This is a genomic window from Marinobacter azerbaijanicus, from assembly GCF_030250645.1.
Taxonomy (GTDB): Bacteria; Pseudomonadota; Gammaproteobacteria; order Pseudomonadales; family Oleiphilaceae; genus Marinobacter; species Marinobacter azerbaijanicus.
In genome coordinates this window covers 113,340-136,644 of sequence record NZ_JASSVS010000012.1, presented here as the reverse complement: position 1 = coordinate 136,644, position 23,305 = coordinate 113,340, and the positions used below count along the sequence as shown (strand labels likewise).

The following is a 23,305-nucleotide window of genomic DNA, read 5'->3' as shown; positions in this document are numbered from 1 at the left end:
CTGTGATGGCTACGGAGGCTAGACTAATTCCAAAAGAGAATCAATCGAACAATCCGCGTGGAGTTCGCATTCATCAACGTTAGACCGATAGCCGTATCGGGCGTAAATGGATAACATCCCAGCGTTTTTTGCCGCCATTACGTCCGAGAGGGAATCCCCAACCATGATACTGGACTCCTTGGCACCACCTAATGCGCGTAACGCATGTAGCAACATATCCGGTTCAGGCTTATAACTGCCAAACTGATCAGCGCAAACAACTACGTCGACCAGACCATCCAGGCCAAACTGAGAAATGATTGAGCCCGTGAACGCAACCGGCCGATTAGTAACGACACCAATCCTAACATGCCAGCCTGTGAGCCTCACCAGAATACTACGCACATCCGGATATAAAGACGCATACTTCCCATTGGTTTCACTGTATGACGATAAAAACAGATTATAGGCACTGATGAAATCATCTTTTGAATCAATACCCTGACGGAAACCAATGAATTCCTCGAATACCCTCCTAAGCAGAGGCCTGGTTCCCAAACCTACCCAGTTTCGAACGTACTCTTCTGTAACGAAGGGTAAGCCATAATGACCCATGACTTCATTTACACTGGAGCATATGTCAGGAGCACTATCTACCAAAGTACCGTCGAGATCAAAGAGTGCAACCCCGGTCTTTTCACGATTACCCAAACCAATGCCATTCAATTGGAGCTTACCAACCATGCTCACTCAACCTTAAGAAATCTACCATCATGCACCGACTCCCGAAAGGCGCTTTGCTCGTCGCAGCAGAATGACACTTCCAATGATCAATACCAGCAGAAGCACTATGCCGATCACCAGGAAGCCGTGTGAAATTCCCAATAACTCAATCACAACACCCAGTCCAATTGGCACAACCACACCTGCAAGTCGGTTCGCAGTCGATCTTAGCCCAACGCTCAGCCCCTGCTGTTCTCTTGGAATGGCATTCGATAAAACTGAGAGAAGTAGTGGCAAAGAAATCCCCATTCCAAGGCCGAATATAACAGCTGCAGTGAAAAAGATACTGAACCCAGATAGGTAAGGCGTCATGGAGATGAAGATGATTGCGGTGGATATGCCCCCAATCAACACAACAACCTGAGAACCAAACAATCGGGAAGCGGGTGCACCGAGCAGGGTAGCAAGGCCGGAACTGAGTCCCGCAACACCCATCAAAATTCCAATATTGAATTCATCCTGGCCAAGGTGAACCAACGCCACCGCGTAAAAGGAGGCCTGAATGCTATAAGCCGATATTCTTAGAAAAGTAGCAAACACCACCAGATCCACGCCCGGCTCTTTCAGCATTACAAAAGCCTGCCTGTAGACCGACCACTTAGGCATCAGGTTTTTCCAGGATGTTATGGGTTCTTTGGGGCGGTCACCAACCGGAAGGAAGTATACGGCAGCGAACAGAAGAAAACCCCACAATGAGATAATGCCAAAACCGGCGATCGGGCCACCGAGCTTCCACGCGAACCCCACCAGCACAGGCCCGGCAAGGTTGCCCATGTTAGTGGCGAAGCTGAAGCGCCCGGCACGCTTCGGGTCTCCTTGAGCAACTCTGGCCAACGCTGTTTGTGCACCGATCCAGGCCATTGAGCTGACCAGACCGCCAAACAGCTCCAGAATGAGCACGGCAATAACAAAAGGAAAAACGGGATAAAGCCATGGTAAAAGCCCATTGAGAATAGCCAGTACAAGGAGTGTTCGGCGAACACCGAGTTGGTCCATCAAGGAACCACCATGAATGGAAAGGAACAATGGCACAAAAGAGCGGGCACTGAGAATGACACCCATATAGGCCGGTGGCACACCCAGGGAAATACACCAGAGGGGAATGGCTAACCCCTTCATCAGGGTTATACTCAGCGAGAAAAAAGCAGCTGCGTAGATCGCCAACATGCTGACTTCATTTGCACCTGTACTGGCACTAGTTTTCGATTCCATTAAGATACCTACTTATATCTTTGTAATAATGATCACTTCATACAAAAACATTCCCTGCTTTACTTCGGGTATCCCCTGATCAATAAGCCTGAGCCGGAAGAAAAAAGCGCCCTTATCGGAAAATCCGGGGCGCATGGCAACGATGCTGAGCAACAACCACAACGACTCATTCAGAGCAGACTATTCATACGTCCACTAGCGAATGAACTTCTCGGTAAGAACATGTTTGATCTCTGCCTTTCTTTTATCAGAAAGATCAGCAAAAATGTTCTGAATCAGCTTATTAAGATCAGCAGCTGAAAGAAAATTGATGGGTCGATTCATGTCCTTTGCTTTTTCGATAAACTCGTCATCGGTGAGAATATCCTCGAGGTGACCGGCCAGGAAATCAGCCCTTTCAGGGTCTACGTCCTCATGCATAACCAAAGCACGGCCAAGCGTGGTGATGTTGGAACGGAAGTCCATCCAACGCTCGCCTTCTTCATCCAGATTACCAACTTCAAAAATAGTCGGAGTGTCCGGGAAAAGTGCGTCACGCTCTCGATCCAGGGCGGCCAAAGGCACCAGCGAGTCATCGCCAACATAGTTGATCGCGGACGTCGAACTTACAACAACACCATCTGCCTCACCCCGCACAACGGCAAGGGCAATGGCGCTGGTGCCATCGTAGCCAAGCACAATTGAAAGTTCATCGGACGTAAGGTTCAATGCCTCAGCCATAGCAGCGGTAGCATCAGACACAGAATCCGTCAGCCCCGTCGCTCCCCAACGACTTCCCTCGGATTTCATAGTTGCCAAGGCTTCTTCAAAAGTGCGCTCTGGATTTTCTGCGCTCCACATCGCCATGCGGGTGTCTACAACAGCCCGACCAAGCCAGGTTACCTTGCTCAGGTCAAAGCGCGTACCCGGTCGGTCCGTAAGTTGTGCCAACGCTGCCGATTCCGAGCTTGCAAGCATCATGGTCTTATCATCGCCACTTTGTGCAAGCCGGTTAAGGGCAAGAAGGCCGCCACCACCGGGTTGGTTTTCCACTATGACCGTCGCCCCTATGCGCTTTTCCAGCTCCGGAGCAATCATACGGGCGTACTCGTCGTAACCACCGCCAGGATTAAACCCAACGACGATTTTGACGGTTTTACCTTCATAGTAGTCCGCCGCACCTTCTGCCTGGGCGAGATTTCCAAATCCAAGAAATATGGCCGTCGTTACGGCAGACGCCATCACTGTTGAAGCGAGTTTTCCGATTTTATTTTTGTTGCGAAACATTGCCTTCCCCTTACTTTCAGTGGTAAGTGCAGCGCGCCCGACTTGACGCGACGCGCTGCAACTCCCCATTTCAACCAGTTACTGGCTGGAATGCAGGTTTTACCTATTGAGCGACATTGAATTTGTCCATCTTCGGCGTAACGCCGTTCTTCTTCATTTCTTCAAGCCAGATCTGATGAATACGTGGATCCTGATCTTCGTATTCCACCTGATCGCCGCCTTCCTTCATGCTGGTGGATACTGCGCCCCTCTCACCAGGCTTCATGCCCAGCAGTGACTTCCTGCGGTCGGTAGTGAACGGATACCGCAGACCACCAACACCTGTTGCCAAATAGCGGGCTGGATCCTGACTGGTGTTGAAATGCTGGTGGAACTGGCGATCTGCAGGCGGGAACACCACACCGTGTTTCCAGTCGATACGGGTGAAGTCTTCTTCACCTTCGAACCACAGCATCGAGTAGCCCTGCCCCGTTACACACATGACGTGGTAGCCTGGGCCATGACGGTGACCTTTTTTGTAGGTTCCCACTGGCATCTCGGAGATGTGGGCGTGCATGGTGCCATCGGCAAGCACAAACATGATGTTGCTGCCGCCTGCACCGCGGTCACCCCAGGACTTGAGCTCAATGCTGGCCAGGTCCGGTACGAAATTGGTCTCCCACATGTGATTACCCTGTCGCACGGTAATCAGGTCACCTTCGCCAGAGTAGTACTTCTCTTTACCGGTACGCTCACTGAAGTCGAAGTCATTGTTAAACACGAACTCTTCATTGTGGAATGCGTTCATCACCAACGGCATATCCGTCGTGGTTACCAGCAGAGCACGGTCTTTGCCACTACCATTAAAGAGGCGATAGCGGGCATTCAGCGGAATCGCAAACAGGCTCTTGGGGCCCCATTCAAAGGACTGCGTAGAGCCATCGGCAAATTCGAGCTGGGTACTTCCACGCCCCTCCAGCACGTAGAACACATCTTCATACAAATGCTTCTGAGGTGCGGTTGATTTTCCTGGTGCAATCTCGTAGAGAAACATATTGCTGAAATCACAGCGGCCCTTGAGATGCGCCGCTGCACCCTTTACATGGTCACCGGCTCTGGCCCATGGCTTGGTCTCCAGTTCAAACAGATCAATACCAAATGCCTCTGTTACCGGCAGCCCTTCACGCTCGACCCAGTCCATGTAGAAGTCGACGCCATATCTGGGGATATCTTTATCACTCATACTATTTACCTCTGATTAATTTACTTTTTAAGTTCAAACACTCTTAAAGGGGTGTCAGCCCTGATTCACCGAGGCATCTGCCTCATGAAAACAACAACGACTTGATGACAACGGGCACCACTCCCGGAGGGTCGAGGAACTCGCCGACATCAACAAAATCCAGTTCTTGCAACTTGACACCGTCCACCGACACAAGACTGCTCTCCAACCCGAACTCATGCTTGAGCAGGTGCCCAAGTGTTCGGGCAACGTCACCGTCGATCATCAACAATAAAGGGGCCCCCCGCTTGCCTCCCGGCGCAACTGCCCGGAGAATACCCTCGCTCACCGCAGCAAGTCGCGAATACTCGGGATCACCTTTCCACGTGAAAGCCAATGCCATCTGGTTGTCATGATTCAGGTCCATCTTCTTCATTCCCGCGCGGATGGTTTCAGCCACTGACGTCGAATCAATTTCCCCTTTAAACTCGAGGTCAACACTCACCACCGGAACGTTGTGCACCGGCAATACGGAATCACCAGCGAGGAAAATGGTTTTTCCACTGACCTGAACCGTGAACTGGGAAGCACCAATGACCGTTGCGCGAATACCGTGACCGGGGTCGAGCATTGGAAGATTGAGCCTCTCAGGCAATATCCTGCACAACTCAGTGGAAAGCATCTTGGCTATGTCGCCATACTCTTTGGTTTCGCGACCGAGAATGTATTCCGACACACCCCCGGAGAAAGTAAGCGCTGTTGGCTGCATAGGCCGCGGCAAGGTTTCGGTCAGTTGCAACGACATTCCCAGACGGTCGAGGGACTTTCCCGAGATAAAATCGACAGCAACCTCCGCCAGCCGGGTTACAATTTTCTTTCGGTTGCTCTCGTTAGCCATCGACTCCGGATCGGTGGCAATACCCAGTTCCTCGGCAACCAGGCGCACAGAATCATCCACCCGCGTCCAGGCGCCCTCATCATCCTGTGCTAGCAGCCTGCCGCCGACGGCGAATGCACAGACGCCCAGCACTTCACCCTTGTTTATCAGTGAAAGCTTGGTGGTGCCGCCACCAATGTCGACGTGAAGAACACACTCATTCCGGTCCTTTGATAATTTGGCAGCACCTGAACCGTGGGCTGCCAGAGTACATTCAAGCTTGTGGCCTGCTGTCGCACAGACGAACTTTCCGGCCTCCTCGGCAAACAGCTCATCGATTGCCCGCGCGTTATGTCGCTTAATCGCCTCTCCGGTCAGGATGACCGCGCCGCTGTCAATATCGCTTCGCGCGATGCCGGCGCTTTCATAGGAGTTCCGGATGAACGCTTCCAACTTGTCCGCATCAATGTTGCCATCACTCAGAAAGGGCGTGAGCATGATGGGCGAGCGCCAAACCACCTCGCGGTGGGTTACGACAAAGCGGCTGGAGAGCCCCTGTGACCGACGCTGCAGGCGAACCGTTGCAAACAGCAAGTGAGAGGTGGAGCTGCCAATATCGATGCCGACCGTGTTGAGTTCCACGGTTTCCTGCCGCCAGATAAAGTTGGCAAGTTCGGCTTTATCTTCCTCATGCATGTGGCTGTGCCCATGCTGATGATCACCATGCAACTGCAGCATCAAATACTCTCCTTTTATAAAAACTCATGATTGACACACTATTTAATCTTAATCACGCATCCACATAGGTTCGATGGGCAGGGGCACCCCCAGCAACTTATAAAAGCCAATGTAAACCACGGCAAATATCACAAATCCGGTAAGCAGTCTTTGCCACCAGGGCAGACCATGATAACCGGTATAGGCGAAGCTGAACGCAAGGAGGCCAGCAATAAATCCGAACACATAACCCAAGGGAAAGATAACGCCCAGCCATAATACTCGCCTAAACAATGAACAACGCCTGTTACCCTCGGAAAACACCTCACTCTCATCAATCAGTTCTTGTTCAGTCGCCGTAAAAGATCTGATCGCCAGCCATACTGCACAAAGGATCAACAATGATCCGGACATCAACGGGAATTGGAGAACTTTGGCCGAGTACTCCCAATTTAAAATGGCCAGTAACAACATCGTTGATGTGAACAACAACAAAACGGCCGCACTGAAAAAATTGCCTAGCCTACACGTCATCAGGAGTTACTCCCCTCTTGTTGTTTAAGTGCTTTTTCTGCTTTTAACTCCTTGTGTTCTTTATGACTTTTTATTCCCGCCATTACAGCGCCACCCACTATAAACAGTGCCAGAACCAGACATATTGGCCTTAGGAAAAACCAGTTCCCGTAGGTATTGAGAGATATATAAAGGTAGGTTTCCAGCAACGGCGCCAGAACAAAACCGAGCAAAAGCGCCGGTCTGGAAAACCCGTAGGCTTTCATGCCAATGCCTACCGCACCAAAGATGAAAACGAACAGAACGTCAGTAAAATTGTTATTGGTAGAATAAGCACCCACAACAACCAGAGTCAAAAGTATCGGTGCCAGCATATGGCCGGGCAAAAGTGTGATTTTTGCCAGGTGTTTCGCCAATAACAGCAATACCAAGGAGCCAATAAGATTCGCACCAACAAGCACAAACGCAAGCCCGTAGGCCATGTCCATATGGTCTTGAAGAAATTTCGGACCAGGTTGCAGGCCAAGCAGAAGGAACCCACCAATCAGCAAAACCATCGCACTGCTGCCGGGAACACCAAAGGCGAGAGTTGGCACCAGTGCGCCACCGTCTTTCGCATTGTTGGAACCTTCCGGTCCGATAACCCCTTCAATCGAGCCTTTGCCAAACTGGTAGGGACGTTTGGAAGCCTGCTTGGCGGCGCCGTAGGTCACAAACGGTGCTGTTTCACTTCCAACACCCGGTATAAGACCGAGGAAAACACCCAGGACTGAAGAGCGGATCAATACCCACTTGCGAACGACAGACGCCCTGGCACCGAGCCAAACTTGCTTGTGGGTAATCTCCATCGGGCGGCCATCAGGTCGCCTGGCGGCGATACTCCGACCGGACATCAGGTCAACAATTTCCGGTATGGCAAACATGCCAAGTGCCAGCGGAATCAGGCGGAAGCCATCCAACAGGTAATCAATATCCATCCAGAATCGCGGAACACCGGTGGTGCTCTGATAACCAAAGGTGCCCAGGAACAGACCCAGGGCGCCGGCCGCGAGCCCTTTGATGGGGGAGCCCCCACCCAGCATTGCCAGATAACTGATACCCAGTAATGCCAGGAAAAATGTTTCCGGTGACCCGAAGGACATAACGACCGGGCGAACAACGGGGAGTAGCGCGAACAACACCACCGCCCCAATGAGGCCTCCGAGCGCAGAGCTTGACAGGGCAGCGCCTAGGGCGTAACCAGCGCGCCCACGACGACTGAGTACATAGCCGTCAATAATAGTGGCCGCGTTACTTGGGGAACCGGGGATGCCCAGCAAAATGGCCGTTACCGAACCGCCCGTCGACACCACTGCATAGCTTGCCAGCAAAAACGCCAAGCCAACGATCGGCTCCATCCCATAGACCAGAGGTAACAGGACTGACAATGCCACAAGCCCGCCCAAGCCGGGCAAAACACCAAACAGGAGGCCGACGGGTACTGCCGCAAGTAGGACAAGTAATACATCCCACCTTGCGAAATTCATTAAACCATTTAATAGATCAGTCATTCGTTGCCTCTACGCCAACACTTCCAGCCACACCTGGACGACTAATTGAAGATGCCCTTACCTCAGACTCTCTGGCCCTGGCCCGTTTCAGGTAAAACCTCCATACCAAGGCAGCGAAAACAAATGTGACTGCCTGCACCGTCAGATTCGGAACGATGAGCAAAACTCCAAACGCTGCAAACAGAAGCCTGCCAAACCAGTTAAGAGGTGCGGTGAGAATCCATCCGTGAATCGCAACGCCGAAGCAAAGTACCATGGCTGCCGCTGCCATCAACGCGCCGATGATCGCCAGTGGGCCGCCCTCCATAAGAAGGGCCGGATTGAAGATGAAGAAAAACGGTACAACATAGCCAGCGACAGCCAGTTTCGATGCATAAGGCGCGACGGAGAACGGGTTAGCGTTAGCTATGGAAGCCGCGGTGAAACATGCCACCGCAACGGGAGGCGTAATTGCCGACATGCAGGAAAAGTAGAGAAGAAACATATGAGTGCCCAGCACTGGCAACCCAAACTCTCCGATCAGAACAGGGGCAAGCAACGCCGCACCCATAACGTAAACCGCAACTGTGGGCATGCCCATCCCCAGGATGATCAACACTACGGCAGATACAATTAGAGACGGCACCAAAAGCCCGCCGGCCATGGCATAAAGCAGGGCAGCGGCTTTGCTGGAAAGCCCCGTCATTTCAATACAGCCTATGATGATACCTGCAACAGCAACGGCGGCTGTCAGAGGTACCACTCTGAAGCAGGTTTCCACGCAACCGGAAACCAGTTTTCTGGGGCCTATCGCATGTCGAATGGCAATCCAGCTGGTCACCAACGTTACCAGGCTCGCCCCTGCGGCCACGTACGCCGGCGAAAAGCCGCTTAACAGGAAATAGGTCAATACGAAAATGGGAATCAGGCTGGGCCAGCCACGACGCAGCGCCACCATGAAGGTAACCCTTTCTTCAGCAGGCATGGCTTTGATGCCAAGACGGCGGCATTCAAAATGAACGAGACTGAAAACGCCCATATAATACAGGCAGGCGGATAGCAAGCCGGCAATAAGAATATCCCGGTAAAGGATGCCCGTCATGTCCGCCATCAGAAACGCTACCGCACCCATCACGGGGGGCAGTAATGCTCCACCGGAAGAGGCTGCTGCCTCTGTTGCAGCAGCCTGCTTTTTACTGATCCCAAAACGTTCCATTAACGGAATGGTGATCGGCCCTGTCGTTGCCACGTCGGCGGTGGGGCTTCCAGACACGGAACCATACAATGCACTGGAAACCACGCAGGCTTTTGCCGGACCCCCAATCATTCCTCCGGTACTGCAAGCGGCGATATCAAAGAAAAGCTGGCCGCCACCAGACAGTTGAAAGAAAGCACCAAAGAGCACAAAAAGAAACGCATAGGTTGCCGCCACATAAAGCGGAACACCAATCAGCCCATCCATTGTGATGGCCTGCATTTCGAGAAAATAAGTCAGGTCCACGCCACCGTGGGAGAAGCTACCGGCAATACCATCACCCCAAACCACGTAAGCTAAAAATGCAAACGAAATGAGGAGAAGCGGCCAACCTGTCGCTCGCCGAACCATTTCCAGCGATAGGGCCACGAGCCCAAGTCCACCCCAGATTTCGTAAGTAGTCAGTTGATCAAAGCTTTGCATCCAAGTGTGGTATCGGGGTTCGTAATAGGCAAGGCCGGCTGCCAGTATAGAACCGAGAGCCCCCAACACGGCATCAAACCAGGTAATTCTTTCAACACTTTTTGAGATTGTTGTGGTGAGAAATGCAATAGGAAACATAAACACTAAAAACAAACTGACATGCAACAACTCAGACTGGCTGCTGAACAGCGCCATGTATATAACCACCGCTGTCCCGATCACAGCGAGCAGCGCGACAAGTCTGCCTAGCCAACCGGTAGGCACAAAACGGTTGCCTTCTCCGGTAAGCCAGAAAAATCGCTTCAGCCCGTGTATAAGACTGCTTTTAACAGACATACCCCCCCCCTAATTACCGAAACTCCGCCAGCAAAAACGGCCCTATGAATCTAAGCGGAACCGCCGACGTACTCTGTGTGTCGAGGGTTCCGCTTTCTGGCACTTCAACACTGCTTTCCGGTCAGGGTTTTATTCGATAAGCCCTTTCTCACGATAGAAACGTTCAGCCCCTGGGTGCAGAGGGAGGTTCATCGGATTCCACACCATCATCTCAAGCCCAAAGTTACGCAGCGAAGAGTGAATGGACCGGACCCGATCAATATTCTTACTAATGGCTGTCAGGAATTTGTAGACAGTCTCTTCGGATACATGCTCTCCGGCCTGTATCGAGTTCCACATTTTTTGCGTAGGGCTGTCTTCCTCAATGAAGGGACTGATGCCAGCTGGTGCAATATAAAGGTCATAGTCCCACTTCTCGGCCGCGGCCTCCATTTTGTCGCGGTCAATATCGATCCATTTCAAAGGACGGTTGTGGTGAATCTCTTCCAAACGTGAATCGGGCATGAACCGGCCATTGATAAAGACATCCGCGCGGCCATCGGCCAACGCATCCATTCCAATACCTGAATTGCCACGTATAACGGAACCTCCCCAATCTTTAACGTCGTCCATGGAGAACCCATATTCGTTAAAGATGTGTTCGTACATCGCAACGGTTGACTGGAGGTTGGCCTCGGTATTCACCGCAATCGTCATTGGCGGCTTTTTCTCGGCAATATCGGCCATCGATTCAATACCATGCTCTTCGGACCACTCTTCAGTCATCAGATAATGAACGGTCAATTCGTTATGAGTGGTCATTACATGAAGAATCTGGCCTTCCAGTGACTCGCGGAATGGCGCTGTCCCTTCCAGAGCATACTGAACTTCCACCGCACCGCTGGCGCCAGCGAAGTCGGCATTACCACGAGCAATTTCAAGAAGACTGCCTGCAGGAGACCCCGGCCTGAATTCAGCAGCAGAACCAGGGTATTCATCCCTTACAATCCCGTTTAAGGCTTCGAAAACAACACGCGAGTAGCCTCGTGCACTTCCTCCTGTAGCGGTGTAACTGATCGGATCATTATCCTGGAATTTTTCCTGCGCCAAGGCCGCTCCCGATCCCGCTGTTGCCAATACACCACACGAGAGCAGTACACCAAGGCCAGCTACTTTCAGTTTCTTTTCAAAAGTCATGTGTTACTCCTTATTGTTTTTGTCCGAGTTAGGACGACACTGCACTCTCTTTATTAACGGAAAGAGAAACCGCTCTTCAGGCACTTACTCAGGCACTCCCCCAAGAATTGTCACTCGCCGCAGCCAGCGACGCTCCGCCGGATCAAAATCCCGGCGGGCGTGCAATGTGCACCGGTTGTCCCAAAGCAACAGGTCTCCCACCTGCCACTCGTGGACATAGGAAATATCTGGCTGGGAAATGCTTTCAAACATCACATTGAGAAGGGTTTCACTTTCATCAGAGTCAAGACCTTCTATTGAATGGGTCATCAGTTTATTGACGAACAAACTCTTGCGGCCGGTGGCCGGGTGTGTCCGTGCAATCGGATGGGCCTGCGAAATGCCGTCCTCTATACTGACCATGTTCTTCCGGTCCGTGACATAGCCACCACGATCATAAACATTGATTGCCCTAAGACCCTCGATCCTGGACTTGACGGACTCTGGCAACCGCTCGTAGGCCATGTAGCCATTGGCAAACACTGTTTCTCCGCCTTTCGAGGGAATCTCGATGGCGTAAAGCATGGTGCCTTTGGCCGGACGTTGCTGGTAGCACTGATCGATATGAAATTCCATTTCACCGAGTGGCAAGGCGCCTTCGCTCTTGCCTTCTTCTTTCAGGTTACCGATGTACATCACCGCCGGGTGATTACCCTGGTACTCGGGCACGTGAACTTCCGCCAGCTCGCCGAACCGGCGGGCGAACGCCACTTGCTGATCTTCTTCAGGCAGGTTCTGATTGCGAAGCAGAATCACCTGATACCGGTGCCACGCCTCAATAATCGTGGCAAATTCCGCATCCGTGACTTTGCTGACATCAACACCACGAATCTCGGCCCCAAGGGCCGGGGAGCAAGGCACTATTTCAATACTCATACAAACAACTCCTGCCTGAATTAATTCAATGCCAGATGGACGGTTTTGGTCTCTGTATAGGAAAGTAGCTCTTCAATGCCCTCCTCCCGTCCAAGACCACTGTTACCCATGCCACCAAACGGTGTTCCAAGGTGATGTGCCGAAAATCCATTCACCCACACATAACCAGCCTTGATCCGGCGGATGCACCGCGTCGCTGCATTGAGATCGTTCGTCCAGATGGCAGCGGTAAGCCCGTACTCCGTGCTGTTGGCAATGCGTATTGCCTCGTCTTCATCCTTCCAGCGGAAAACGGACAGCACAGGCCCGAAAATTTCTTCGTGCCCTATTCGCATCTCCGGAGTCACATCGGCAAATATTGTAGGCTGGTGCCAGTAGCCGCGTTCAAACTGAGCGCCTGGCGGGCGCTCTCCACCAGTCATCAGTCGCGCACCATCCTCATGAGCGGTACGCACATAATGTTCAACCTTGTCCAACTGCATTCGGGAATTCATAGGCCCCATTTGAGAGTCAGGATCCAGCGGATCACCAATCACCAACCGCTCTGTTTTTTCAACAATGCGCTTAAGAACCTCGTCATAGAGGGATTCGTGAACGAGTAACCGACTGCAAGAGCCACAGGATTGTCCCTGCCAAGCGAAATTCATTGCTGATACCGCCGCTGTCGCCGCAACTTCGGGATCGATATCAGGGAAAATGAGCATTGGGTTTTTGCCACCCAATTCGAGGCTGACATGCTTTACAGATACTTCGGCGGCCGCCTTCTGAATGGCCAGACCAGTTGGAACAGAACCAATGAACGCGAGGCGCTTGACCTCCGGGTGGCGAACAATTGCATCACCCGCCACCGTTCCTAAACCGGTGATAATATTGACCAGTCCAGGCGGCAGTTCATCCCGGCAAATTTCTGCCAGAATGCCAGCGGAAAGGGAACTCGACTCGGGTGGCTTGATGATAATTGCGTTACCTGCCATCAGAGGAGCAGCCATCCTGGAAAGTGCGAACATAATGGGGTGATTGAATGGAATGATTCGTCCGACAACGCCGTATGGTTCCCGCAGAGAAAAGTGCAGATTACTCTGGCTGGCAGGAATCGTACTGCCTTTAAGCTCAAGCCCAAGGCCCGCGTAATATTCCAGGACCTTGATACCCATTCCCACGTCACCGCGCATTTTGGTGATGGTGTTGCCCGTATCAAGAACTTCCAGTCTCAGAATTTCCTCTGCTCGCTCGGCAACCCTGGCTGCCACTGCGCGAAGCCGCTCTGCCCTGTGGGATATTTCGGTGTTCGCCCATTCAAGTTGGGCTCGAGTAGCCGCCACCACAGCGCGGTCTACATCTACCTTGTCACCGGCCGGAATCCGACCGATCACTTCTTCTGTAGCAGGATTCAGCGAATCCAGCGTTTTTCCACTGGCGGCTTCAACCAGCTCACCATCAATCAACATCAAGGTCGTTTGGACATCTGTCATTTTCTTGTGCTCCGATTCAGCTTTTTCATACTCAATGCATGGACTTCCCGCCATCGACGTTAATCGTCTGGCCGGTTATGAAGTCGCTGGCGGGGGAGAGCAGGAAAAGGACCGTTCCAACCAGATCCTCAGGTGTCTGGGGCCGCTTCAGAGCGCGCTGCTGATTGTATTCGTCACTCAGGTAGCTGGTGCTTGAGGATGCCAGTTGGGTATCGCTTAGCGTCAGTCCTGGCATAACAACATTGACATTTATGCCGTCATCCCCGACTTCACGGGCCAAGGCCCTGGAAAAGCCGATAACACCCGCCTTCGCTGAGGTGTAATGAAGCCGGTTAGGCGTACCCTCAAGAACACGGCTGGATGAGACGTTGATGATCTTGCCGCACTTTTGAGCCTTCATGTGTGGATAAACCGCGCGACAAACCGTCAACAAACCGCGGAGATCAACAGCCATCACTCGGTCCCACTCTTCCGTGGGAATTTCAAGCCAGGAACGGCGAGGCAGAGAACTCATCAAAGATGCGTTATTCACAACACCATCAATTCGACCAAAGGCTTCCATGGTTTTCTTGGCCATGGCCGCGACACTTTCTTCATTGGAAATATCGGTAGTGACAGCAATGGCGTCACCGCCGGAGTCCCGCAATTCCGCGGCAGTCGTCTCCGCTTCCTCCCCATGAATATCCGCGATAACAACCTTCATACCAGCGTCCACGCACGATTTGGCATAAACCTTGCCAATCCCACGCCCCCCACCAGTGATGATCACTGTGCGTCCTTCAAGATCAAAAAGCTTATTAGAGCCCATTGAGCCACCCCCTATGATTGTCTTTATTGTGCGTAATCTGCTGGTCAGTGCCCGCCTGACTCCTCAGAGCCATTAAAGCTACCAACCATGTTCTTTATTATTGAGATACTATTTTGTTTTGTGAAACCTGAGTCTAAAATTATACAAACGGCTTCAGGTGTCAACCATTAATTGGAAATCGGAAACAATAAATAGCTCAGAGGCGGGAGACGTATGAACAATTATTATTTTGTATTATTTTCATATGGTTTATGGCGGCACATCTTCTGTATTTACTCTATTAAATAACTATACATATCTCGCTTTACTAAAGACTTATTACTTTTCGTGAATAAGTATTACAAGCACTTTATTCTATAGCTACATAGGGCCCCCGAGGAATACCCAAATTTCACCGTGCCTTGCGCAAGGACACACCTCACTTCGAGGCTTGACGTACACAACACCTGACGGTACCTTTCGACTATACCATAGTGAAATTATCTCTCGCTTAATGATAAAAACACAAAAATCAGGAACAGAAAATGGTTGCCGAAAACACGGGAAATACACCCTCTCGCCCCCTGCCACCGTCATCTGAAAAGCTGGAATGGGGCAGCGATGCCGTGGCCTGGACACTCAGGTCGTTACCAATCGACTTCATTGCGCTCAATCCCGGGGCCAGCTACCGAGGCCTCCACGACAGCCTGGTTAACGTTCTTGAGGATACAGCTCCGGAAATGCTGGTGTGTCTTCATGAAGAGCATGCCGTTGCCATGGCTCACGGCTACGCCAAGGTAACCGGACGACCCATGGCAGTCGCCCTTCACAGCAATGTCGGCCTGATGCATGGCAGTATGGCCATATACAATGCGTGGTGTGACCGCGCACCCATGCTGATCCTTGGCGCTAACGGACCGGTTGATGCAAACCTGAGACGCCCCTGGATTGACTGGATACACACCTCACAAGATCAGGCTGCCCTCATCCGTCCTTTCATCAAGTGGGATAATCAGCCCGCGTCGGTTGAAGCCGCTATGGAGTCCATTCTGAGAGCGTGGCAAGCGACCATCCGGCAGCCGCGGGGACCGGTATATATCTGCCTTGATGTAAGTTTGCAGGAAAAGGCACTTGATAAGCCGTTATCACTGCCCGATCCGACACGCTTCATGCCAGGCGAACCACCAGTGCCCTCAGCAAAAGAATTGGATACAGCGGCGAACATGATTCGTAAGGCCAGGAATCCCGTGATTCTTGCAGGCAGGGTTTCCCGGAGTTCCACGGACTGGGGTAAGCGGATAGAGTTAGCTGAAAAACTTGGCGCTACCGTGATGACCGACCTCAAAATCGCAGCGGCCTTCCCAACGGATCACCTCCTCCACCCTTTACCACCGGCATTCCGGCTCGATAACGCGGCCATCCAGCTATTATCCGGGGCTGATCTGATTATCAGCCTCGACTGGCTGGATCTTGGCGGAACGTTGTATACGGTTTGGCCCGATGGCAAGCCTTCGGCAAAGATTATCCACGCCTCGCTGGACGATTACGCCATGAATGGCTGGGCGATGAATCATCAGCGTATGGCTCCGGTGGATCTGGCTCTCGACGGCACGCCAGAGAGTGCGGTGGATGGCCTGCTTGAACGAATCGAATCAACCGCAACGATCAAAGTGCAAAATGCTCACAAGCGGCCGGCAATGCCACAACAAACTGGTGCTTTCGATCTGCTGGCACTGGCAACCACACTGACGTCGACACTCAACGATCGGGAAGTCAGTTATCTGCGCCTGCCCCTTGGCTGGCCCTCCGCCACCAATACCTTTAAGCACCCACTGGATTATCTCGGTTATGACGGCGGTGCCGGTATCGGCTCAGGACCGGGAATGGTGATTGGCAGCGCACTGGGCCTCAAAGGCTCATCACGATTGCCAGTAGCGGTTCTGGGCGACGGTGACCTTATGATGGGTGCCAACGCCCTATGGACTGCCGCACGTTACGGAATTCCCGTGCTGATTATTGTTGCAAATAACCGCGGCTACTATAACGACGTCGCCCACCAGGAAGCCGTCGCTATCAACAGGAACCGTGACGTTGAGAACAAGTGGGTCGGCCAGCGACTAGATGACCCGGCAATCGACCTGGCCTCCATCGCCAGGGCCCAAGGTTTTCAGGCTGAAGGCCCCATCCTCGATGAACGTTCCTTTAAAACTGCTCTGGAAAAAGCCATTACCACCGTTGAAAACGGCCAGCCAGCGCTTCTCGATGTTGTCGTCAAGGCGGGCTACATGAGCGGCGTAGTTGATTTCAATAGTGATTCCCATTCAGACGACGGCAACTGAACAAGTACTAATAATTAAAGGGAGCCACCCAAAATGACCAACCAAGACAAAACAATCACACATGAATTGGTACTGCCGCGAAATCGCGGCCTATACTACGGCGGTGCCTGGCACAAAGCGTCCCTTGGCCGCCGGATCCCGGTGACCAACCCGGCCGATGGCAGTAGCCTTGGTGACGTGGACGAAGCAACCGCCGAAGATATAAACCTCGCCGTGAAAGCAGCCCGCGTCGCACAACCGGCGTGGCGCGCCTTAGCGCCCACCCAGCGTGCGGCTGCCGTACGGAAGATGGCACAGAAGGTTCGTGACCACGCGGAAGAACTTGCGTTACTTGACGCCTTGGACTGCGGCAATCCTCGTTCCGCAATGGTTGGGGATATGCAGGTAGGTGCTCACCTGCTGGATTACTTTGCCGGGCTGGCCACGGAGCTTAAAGGCGAAACCATTCCAACGGCCGAGGGCCAACTGAATTATGTCGTGCGCCAGCCGCTGGGGGTGGTAGCACGCATTGTTCCATTCAATCACCCCGCGATGTTTGTCTGTGCAAAAATCGCAGCGCCTTTGATTGCAGGCAACAGCGTGATCATCAAACCAAGTGAACACACGCCATTGTCGGCGTTGAGACTGGCTGAGTTGTTTGATGGTTTACTACCCGCCGGGGTTCTCAACATCGTCAACGGTCAGATTGAAGCGGGAGCCTCACTCTCTGAACACGAGCACGTGGACAATATCAGCCTGGTGGGAAGTATTCCAACCGGCAAAGCCGTCTGTCGTGCCGCCGCCAATACCCTGAAAAGCACACTGATGGAACTCGGTGGCAAGAACGCCATGGTGGTGTTTCCCGATGCCGATCCGAACAAGGCAGCGACCAGCGCAGTCCACGGTATGAACTTTGGTTGGACCGCCGGCCAATCCTGTGGATCCACCAGTCGTCTCTTCCTCCACGACAGCATTTACGAAGACGTTCTTGAACGGATTATCGAACAAACCAATGCGATCAAACCGGGGCTCCCCGACAAAGTGGAAACAGAAATGGGCTGCCTGTCCAGTAAAGCTCAGTTTGACAAGGTCATGGAGTACATAAATATTGGCAAATCCGAGGGTGCGCGTTTGGTAAGCGGGGGCACCCGGCCCGAGGAGCCAGAGCTGGCCAATGGCTACTTCGTTCGACCAACCGTGTTCGCCGACGTAACTCGGGATATGCGTATAGCTCGCGAGGAAATATTCGGGCCTGTACTTTCTGTTATCCGCTGGTCGGACGAACAGACCGTTCTCGATATGGTCAATGAGCTGGAGTTCGGCCTGACTGCATCAGTATGGACCAGAGACCTTGCGACTGCTCACAGAGCAGCCAACATGCTCAACGTTGGGTACGTGTGGATAAACGGCTCCAGTGCTCACATACCCGGTGCTCCTTTTGGTGGCACGAAACAATCCGGACTCGGGCGTGAAGAGTGCCTTGAAGAGCTTTTCACATTCACCCAGGCAAAAAATGTCAACGTCACCCTGGAGCCCTGACATGACAGCTACTCTTGAAGTAAGGAATGTCTCGAAAACGTTTGAGTCCGATAACGGGGATCGGATCCAGGCACTGGCACCCGCCAATCTTGGGGTTAAGCAAGGTGAGTTTCTTTCAATCATTGGCCCCAGCGGTTGTGGGAAATCTACTCTCTTTAACATAATCGGCGGCATGATACCGCCGGATTCCGGAGAGGTTATTGTAAATGGCGTATCTGTCTCCGGTCCCCATAAGGACATTGGCATGGTGTTTCAGGAAGAATCCACTTTTCCCTGGCGCACGGTGCTCGACAATGTCGCTTTCTCCCTCGAAGTTGCTGGAATGGAGAAAAAAGAGCGACTGGAAAAAGCTCGCCACTTTGTGGAACTGGTTGGTTTAACCGGATTTGAGCACCATTTCCCCCACCAACTGTCTGGAGGCATGCGCCAACGCACTGCCATTGCACGCACCCTGGCCTCGGAACCACGTATTCTGTTAATGGACGAACCTTTCGGGGCACTGGATGAGCAAACGCGGCTGTTGCTTGGGGACAAGCTACTTAAGATCTGCGATGCACTAAAGCAGACCACAATGCTCATTACTCACAATATTACTGAGGCTGTACAACTTAGTGACAGAGTGGCGGTCATGTCTTACCGCCCAGGCACCATCATGCGAACTATCGACATTGAACTACCGCGACCGCGAGATTCAGAACTTATTTCTACTGACAAATTTGCCGCCTACGTTGGGCAAATCTGGGAAGACCTGCGCACGGAAGCCGATAGGGGAATGAAAGCAGTCGGTGAAGCATAACGCCACCGGAACAACTTGTAACAAAAACAAAAGCATTGAGGAGAACAATCTGATGAAACTCAAACTGTGTAAATATGTGCTCATCCCCGTGGTAGCTACCATGCTGTCACTAAGCGCTGTTGCCCAGGAAATGGACAAGGTTTCTGTCGCTATCGGCCAAAGAGGACTGTGGGACACGCTGGTGGTGCACCAGGGTATTGAAGAAGGCATTTTTGCCGACGAAAACCTTTCCGTTGAAATGACCTGGACCAAAGGTGGAGCGGAAACACTTCAGGCCGTCACAACCCGAAGCGTTGATATGGGTTTTGTTAACGGCATGCTCGGTATTCTCGGAGCTTATCAGCGCGGCGCTCCGGTGCGAATCATAGGAGCTGAAATGACAGGTGCCAATGACCTGTTCTGGTATGCCAAAAGTGACAGTGACCTGAAAAGCCTCGCCGATGCGCAAGGCGCAACAGTGGGCTATTCCCGCCCCGGTGCATCCTCCCACCTGGTTTTGCTGAACCTCTTGGCGAAAGCCGGGGTAGACGCAGAAACTGTTTCTGCAGGCGGCATTTCAGACAATCGCACCCAGGTGATGTCCGGGCAACTCGATGCTGGCTGGTCAGTACCTCCTTTCAATCTTGACCTGGTCGCCGCGGGTGACCTGAGAATCATTGCAAAGGGCAGCGACCTCCCGGAACTGGCTGAACAGACTGTACGGGCCAACATTTCCAATACAACGTTCCTTACTGAGCGTCGTGACGTTGCCAAACGTTTTATGCGCGCCTATATGAAAACTGTGGACTGGATGTATGACAATAAGGATAAAGCGGTTGAGCGCTTTGCCGTGTTCAACAACATTGACCTGGAAATTGCGAAAGAGGCTGCAGCGTTCTATCCCAAGGAGGCGTTGCTGTCCGTACCTGTAAAAGGATTGGATAAGACCATACAGGAAGCTATCGAACACGATGCCCTCCGGGAGCCCCTGAGCCAGGAGCAGATTGACGAGCTGCTGGATTATGTGTATGACCCACGCTGAGCCCCATCAAAAGCAGCGTCTGGCGTTTGTCCTTTGGGGGCCAAGGACAGCAGGCCTTCTGGTCCTGCTGTTCCTGGGCCTGATTCTCGAGGTGCTGGTTGCCTCGGGAATCGCAGACCCCTCCATTGTCGCAGCACCTTCAGAAATGCTGATGTCACTGGAGCGGCTTTTCACAAAGGACAATCTCGGCGCTGCTTTTCTGATTACTCTGGCACAGGCGCTGTCAGCCACTTTGCTGGCAATGCTCATCGGCTTGCCTTTAGGCTGGACACTTTTTCGCTATGAGGTACTGGGCAGGGCTTACCGGGGCTGGCTCGCTGCGATGTTTGCCGCCCCCCTGGTACTTCTGTACCCGCTGTTTCTGGTAATCATCGGGCGGAATTATGGCACAACGATCACCATGGGCGTGATCACCGGTTCAATCCCGGTCGCTCTGTACACCTGTGAAGCGCTTCACAAGGTCTCCCCCACACTGCTGAAAGTGGGAGCAGCGTTCAACCTGACGGCAAAACAGACATTTACGCTAATACAGGTTCCTGCTGCAGTCCCTGACGCATTCACAGGCATCAGGCTGGGATTGATTTACGCTCTCGTTAATATAATCGGGATTGAGTTCCTGATCGATTTCGGTGGGCTTGGTCGAGTTGTATCAACCATGTTTTTCCGCTACGACATTCCGGGAATGTACGCTGCAATCTTCTTTATCATTCTCATAAGCCTGCTCTTTCTGACAGTGCTCAAAAAGGTGGAACGATGGCTCAGACCGGTATGAATCCAAGATTACGCAGGCAAGTCCTCACCCTTCAGGTGCTAACCCCGGTAGTATTGGTCATCCTGTGGGAACTTATTGCCCGTTCGGGCTTACTCTATGAAGGGGTCGTACCCACGATTCTCGAGGTGGCCAGCGCATTCTGGAATGAAGTGAGCAGCCCGGAACTATACCACCACTTTGGCGTTACATTGATGGAACTGTTCGGTGGTTTTACGATTGCTACCCTCATTGGCGTCGTAACCGGTATTGCACTCGGTAGTCGGCCGTTCGTGTCGTCCGTCGCGGACCCATTTCTTTCGTCGTTGGCAACAACCCCGAAAATTATCTTCCTGCCAGTGGTGATGTTAATTTTTGGTATTGGTCCGGAGTCAAAGGTTGCCCTTGGAGCATTGGGAGGATTTTTCCCAATCGCCCTGAGCACAATGTCGGGCACCCTCAACGTGCGCCCGGTTCTGGTCGACGTAGGCAAAGCGCTGAACCTCACACGCTGGCAAATGCTTGTAAAGATTTATCTGCCTTCACTGGTAGGACCGATTATCAGGGGAATGCGGCTTGGATTGGGCGTTACAATCATTGCCATCCTGCTTGGCGAAATCAAATTATCCAATGCTGGCCTGGGCTTCCTTGCGATTGAGTATTACAACACTTTCCATATTGCCAGCATGTATTCGATTCTGATTATCATTTTTCTCACGGCCCTGAGTATCAACGCTGTGATGAGCTATATAAGCCAGCGCTTTGACCGGGCGTGAGCATTTGAAATATTGAACCAGAGGAAAACAGCATGAGCGATTCCAGCGAAGCCACGTGGGGGCGCAGAATGGGTTTTGGCAAACACCCTGCCCTTCTGATAGTTGATCTGACCCGCGCATTCACTGAAGAAGGAAGACCCCTTGGCTCTTCCATGCCTGCCACTCTGGAAGCTGCCAACACGTTACTGGACAGCGCTCACAAGTCAGATATCCCGGTCATTTTCACAACCGTCAGTTACGACTCGGACACCATGCAGGATGCGGGAATCTGGATCACCAAAATCGGGGGCCTTGAAGATTTAAAATTCGACAGCAATGGTGTTGATATCTCGCCACAATTGCAGCGCGAACCCAGAGATGGCTTGTTGGTTAAAAAGTACGCGTCATGTTTTTTCGGTACTGACCTGGTAAGCAGACTACTCGCCATGGGACGCGACACACTGATACTGGCTGGATGTTCCACCAGTGGATGCATTAGGGCAACCGCAGTAGATGCTATTCAGTACGGCTTTCGACCTATCGTCGTAGAAGATGCCGTGACAGACCGTTGGCAAGAAGCCCACCAGCAGTCACTGTATGATTTGCAGGCAAAATATGCCGATGTCTTGCCACTCAAAGAAGTGCTCACGTATTTCGAGAAACTGCGGAACGCTTAAGCAACAAACAGTATAAGACTCAGACAAGGGCTCTCATGGCAAGACACGGTAAACAGATTGGTATTATCGGGGCAGGAGGCATTGGCAGTTTTTACGCAATGAAGTTGTTAAATGCCGGGCATCGCTGCGTGATGGTGGCCCGTGGGAAACGCCTAGGCCAATTGATTGAATCCGGCCTGAGGGTATCCCACGATACGCAACTTCATAAACTACCCTGTCCGACTGCCTGTGACCTGAGGCAGCTGTTTGAGCACTATACCCCCGGGCAGTTTCATGCTCTTGTTCTTTGCACAAAGTCCTCCGCCACAAAGGAACTCGCCGGTGCCATTGCCGGGTGGTTCGCCCAGTATAATGCGGTTTGTCCGATCATCTCATTACAGAACGGCGTAGATAATGAGCATGTCCTGGCCGAGGTAATTCCGAAAGATTGTGTGTTTGGGGGGCTTGCGGTGAAAATCGGTGCGCATCTGACTGCCGATGGATCTGTAGAGGCGAAGGGACCGGGAGAGCTGATCATCGGCCCCTGGCCCAATGGTTCACCGGATAGGGTGCCAGCTAAAGTAATCACTGCCTTTGAGCAGTCAGGCGTTCCCATCAAACTCAGCAATAATATACAGAGGGAGTTGTGGCTTAAGCTCGCCATCAATAATGGCGTCAATCCACTGTCTGCACTGACAGGCCTAGATACCCGAAGCCTGAGCCGGGAGCCCCCTTTTGCGCCGATTGTTTACAGTCTGATGCGGGAAGTTGCTATAGCCGCAAGTGCAGACGAAGTGCTTCTTACCCACGAGGATGTAGACGATATGTACCACTTGATCCGCAGTTTTGATGCAATCAAGACATCCATGCTGGTGGACTATGAACAGGGACGGACCCTCGAGCTCGATGCCATCTGTGGCGCAGTGATGTCTCGCTACCAACAACTGGGGATAGATGCACCCTATACTCGTTTGGTCTATGCTCTTCTGAGCCAGATGTCCGGCTCAGAAGCCCAACAGTGACGAACCCGG

At 52.3% G+C, this 23,305-nt stretch carries 20 protein-coding genes; 8 read left to right on the top strand and 12 right to left on the bottom strand.

Annotation, left to right across the window (positions count from 1 at the left end):
* Positions 1–18: 18 nt before the first annotated feature.
* The 12 genes from QPM17_RS19220 to QPM17_RS19165 form a co-directional block, all read right to left on the bottom strand.
* Positions 19–723 carry an HAD family hydrolase gene (locus QPM17_RS19220; protein ID WP_150995252.1) on the bottom strand — a complete coding sequence of 235 codons (705 nt, stop codon included), beginning with the start codon at positions 721–723 and terminating at the stop codon, positions 19–21.
* Between the two features lie 27 nt (positions 724–750).
* Positions 751–1,974 (bottom strand): MFS transporter, encoded by a 1,224-nt coding sequence (locus QPM17_RS19215; protein WP_285392937.1) that lies wholly within the window; start codon positions 1,972–1,974, stop codon positions 751–753.
* A gap of 195 nt (positions 1,975–2,169) precedes the next feature.
* Complete coding sequence (locus QPM17_RS19210; RefSeq protein WP_285392935.1) at positions 2,170–3,240, bottom strand: Bug family tripartite tricarboxylate transporter substrate binding protein; 1,071 nt, start codon at positions 3,238–3,240, stop codon at positions 2,170–2,172.
* Between the two features lie 103 nt (positions 3,241–3,343).
* A complete protein-coding gene (locus tag QPM17_RS19205; RefSeq protein ID WP_150995255.1) occupies positions 3,344–4,462 on the bottom strand; it encodes a cupin domain-containing protein in 1,119 nt (372 codons plus the stop codon).
* An 82-nt stretch (positions 4,463–4,544) separates the two neighbouring features.
* Positions 4,545–6,056, bottom strand: a complete 1,512-nt coding sequence (locus tag QPM17_RS19200; protein WP_150995256.1) for an ethanolamine ammonia-lyase reactivating factor EutA — start codon at positions 6,054–6,056, stop codon at positions 4,545–4,547.
* A 48-nt stretch (positions 6,057–6,104) separates the two neighbouring features.
* A complete protein-coding gene (locus tag QPM17_RS19195; RefSeq protein ID WP_285392933.1) occupies positions 6,105–6,569 on the bottom strand; it encodes a tripartite tricarboxylate transporter TctB family protein in 465 nt (154 codons plus the stop codon).
* Positions 6,569–8,074, bottom strand: coding sequence for a tripartite tricarboxylate transporter permease (locus QPM17_RS19190; RefSeq protein WP_285392976.1), 1,506 nt, complete (start codon positions 8,072–8,074; stop codon positions 6,569–6,571). The genes QPM17_RS19195 and QPM17_RS19190 overlap by 1 nt, the downstream gene beginning before the upstream one ends.
* A 16-nt stretch (positions 8,075–8,090) precedes the next feature.
* Positions 8,091–10,091 (bottom strand): TRAP transporter permease, encoded by a 2,001-nt coding sequence (locus QPM17_RS19185; RefSeq protein WP_285392931.1) that lies wholly within the window; start codon positions 10,089–10,091, stop codon positions 8,091–8,093.
* Between the two features lie 129 nt (positions 10,092–10,220).
* Positions 10,221–11,267, bottom strand: coding sequence for a TAXI family TRAP transporter solute-binding subunit (locus QPM17_RS19180; protein ID WP_285392926.1), 1,047 nt, complete (start codon positions 11,265–11,267; stop codon positions 10,221–10,223).
* Between the two features lie 84 nt (positions 11,268–11,351).
* Entirely contained in the window at positions 11,352–12,182 is an 831-nt protein-coding gene (locus QPM17_RS19175; protein ID WP_150995261.1) for a TauD/TfdA dioxygenase family protein, read from the bottom strand.
* 20 nt (positions 12,183–12,202) lie between these two features.
* Positions 12,203–13,654 carry an aldehyde dehydrogenase family protein gene (locus QPM17_RS19170; protein WP_285392923.1) on the bottom strand — a complete coding sequence of 484 codons (1,452 nt, stop codon included), beginning with the start codon at positions 13,652–13,654 and terminating at the stop codon, positions 12,203–12,205.
* Between the two features lie 31 nt (positions 13,655–13,685).
* Positions 13,686–14,462, bottom strand: coding sequence for an SDR family NAD(P)-dependent oxidoreductase (locus QPM17_RS19165; RefSeq protein ID WP_150995263.1), 777 nt, complete (start codon positions 14,460–14,462; stop codon positions 13,686–13,688).
* Positions 14,463–14,986: 524 nt separating this feature from the next.
* On the opposite strand from QPM17_RS19165, the gene QPM17_RS19160 reads away from it, so the two are divergent.
* The 8 genes from QPM17_RS19160 to QPM17_RS19125 are packed head-to-tail and all read left to right on the top strand — an operon-like array spanning position 14,987 to position 23,296.
* Complete coding sequence (locus tag QPM17_RS19160; RefSeq protein ID WP_285392920.1) at positions 14,987–16,780, top strand: thiamine pyrophosphate-binding protein; 1,794 nt, start codon at positions 14,987–14,989, stop codon at positions 16,778–16,780.
* A 33-nt stretch (positions 16,781–16,813) separates the two neighbouring features.
* The gene (locus tag QPM17_RS19155) at positions 16,814–18,298 is read left to right on the top strand and encodes an aldehyde dehydrogenase family protein (protein ID WP_199447423.1); all 1,485 of its coding nucleotides are present in this window, start codon (positions 16,814–16,816) and stop codon (positions 18,296–18,298) included.
* Position 18,299: 1 nt separating this feature from the next.
* Positions 18,300–19,094 carry an ABC transporter ATP-binding protein gene (locus QPM17_RS19150; RefSeq protein ID WP_285392918.1) on the top strand — a complete coding sequence of 265 codons (795 nt, stop codon included), beginning with the start codon at positions 18,300–18,302 and terminating at the stop codon, positions 19,092–19,094.
* Between the two features lie 52 nt (positions 19,095–19,146).
* Entirely contained in the window at positions 19,147–20,115 is a 969-nt protein-coding gene (locus QPM17_RS19145) for an ABC transporter substrate-binding protein (protein ID WP_285392916.1), read from the top strand.
* Positions 20,102–20,887: an ABC transporter permease gene (locus QPM17_RS19140; RefSeq protein WP_285392914.1), complete on the top strand. Its 786-nt coding sequence runs from the start codon at positions 20,102–20,104 to the stop codon at positions 20,885–20,887. Before QPM17_RS19145 ends, QPM17_RS19140 begins: the two co-directional genes overlap by 14 nt.
* Positions 20,869–21,639, top strand: coding sequence for an ABC transporter permease (locus QPM17_RS19135; protein WP_285392912.1), 771 nt, complete (start codon positions 20,869–20,871; stop codon positions 21,637–21,639). The genes QPM17_RS19140 and QPM17_RS19135 overlap by 19 nt, the downstream gene beginning before the upstream one ends.
* A 32-nt stretch (positions 21,640–21,671) precedes the next feature.
* Positions 21,672–22,295 (top strand): isochorismatase family protein, encoded by a 624-nt coding sequence (locus QPM17_RS19130; protein ID WP_285392910.1) that lies wholly within the window; start codon positions 21,672–21,674, stop codon positions 22,293–22,295.
* Positions 22,296–22,330: 35 nt separating this feature from the next.
* A complete protein-coding gene (locus QPM17_RS19125; protein ID WP_285392908.1) occupies positions 22,331–23,296 on the top strand; it encodes a ketopantoate reductase family protein in 966 nt (321 codons plus the stop codon).
* Positions 23,297–23,305 lie beyond the last annotated feature (9 nt).

Coding starts and splice junctions, on each gene's coding strand:
- QPM17_RS19190 (WP_285392976.1), bottom strand. CDS start 8,074: ATGAATTTCGCAAGGTGGGATGTATTACTTGTCCTACTTGCGGCAGTA.
- QPM17_RS19150 (WP_285392918.1), top strand. CDS start 18,300: ATGACAGCTACTCTTGAAGTAAGGAATGTCTCGAAAACGTTTGAGTCC.
- QPM17_RS19175 (WP_150995261.1), bottom strand. CDS start 12,182: ATGAGTATTGAAATAGTGCCTTGCTCCCCGGCCCTTGGGGCCGAGATT.
- QPM17_RS19170 (WP_285392923.1), bottom strand. CDS start 13,654: ATGACAGATGTCCAAACGACCTTGATGTTGATTGATGGTGAGCTGGTT.
- QPM17_RS19200 (WP_150995256.1), bottom strand. CDS start 6,056: ATGCTGCAGTTGCATGGTGATCATCAGCATGGGCACAGCCACATGCAT.
- QPM17_RS19125 (WP_285392908.1), top strand. CDS start 22,331: ATGGCAAGACACGGTAAACAGATTGGTATTATCGGGGCAGGAGGCATT.
- QPM17_RS19205 (WP_150995255.1), bottom strand. CDS start 4,462: ATGAGTGATAAAGATATCCCCAGATATGGCGTCGACTTCTACATGGAC.
- QPM17_RS19145 (WP_285392916.1), top strand. CDS start 19,147: ATGAAACTCAAACTGTGTAAATATGTGCTCATCCCCGTGGTAGCTACC.
- QPM17_RS19180 (WP_285392926.1), bottom strand. CDS start 11,267: ATGACTTTTGAAAAGAAACTGAAAGTAGCTGGCCTTGGTGTACTGCTC.
- QPM17_RS19140 (WP_285392914.1), top strand. CDS start 20,102: ATGACCCACGCTGAGCCCCATCAAAAGCAGCGTCTGGCGTTTGTCCTT.
- QPM17_RS19135 (WP_285392912.1), top strand. CDS start 20,869: ATGGCTCAGACCGGTATGAATCCAAGATTACGCAGGCAAGTCCTCACC.
- QPM17_RS19160 (WP_285392920.1), top strand. CDS start 14,987: ATGGTTGCCGAAAACACGGGAAATACACCCTCTCGCCCCCTGCCACCG.
- QPM17_RS19220 (WP_150995252.1), bottom strand. CDS start 723: ATGGTTGGTAAGCTCCAATTGAATGGCATTGGTTTGGGTAATCGTGAA.
- QPM17_RS19185 (WP_285392931.1), bottom strand. CDS start 10,091: ATGTCTGTTAAAAGCAGTCTTATACACGGGCTGAAGCGATTTTTCTGG.
- QPM17_RS19195 (WP_285392933.1), bottom strand. CDS start 6,569: ATGACGTGTAGGCTAGGCAATTTTTTCAGTGCGGCCGTTTTGTTGTTG.
- QPM17_RS19215 (WP_285392937.1), bottom strand. CDS start 1,974: ATGGAATCGAAAACTAGTGCCAGTACAGGTGCAAATGAAGTCAGCATG.
- QPM17_RS19165 (WP_150995263.1), bottom strand. CDS start 14,462: ATGGGCTCTAATAAGCTTTTTGATCTTGAAGGACGCACAGTGATCATC.
- QPM17_RS19210 (WP_285392935.1), bottom strand. CDS start 3,240: ATGTTTCGCAACAAAAATAAAATCGGAAAACTCGCTTCAACAGTGATG.
- QPM17_RS19155 (WP_199447423.1), top strand. CDS start 16,814: ATGACCAACCAAGACAAAACAATCACACATGAATTGGTACTGCCGCGA.
- QPM17_RS19130 (WP_285392910.1), top strand. CDS start 21,672: ATGAGCGATTCCAGCGAAGCCACGTGGGGGCGCAGAATGGGTTTTGGC.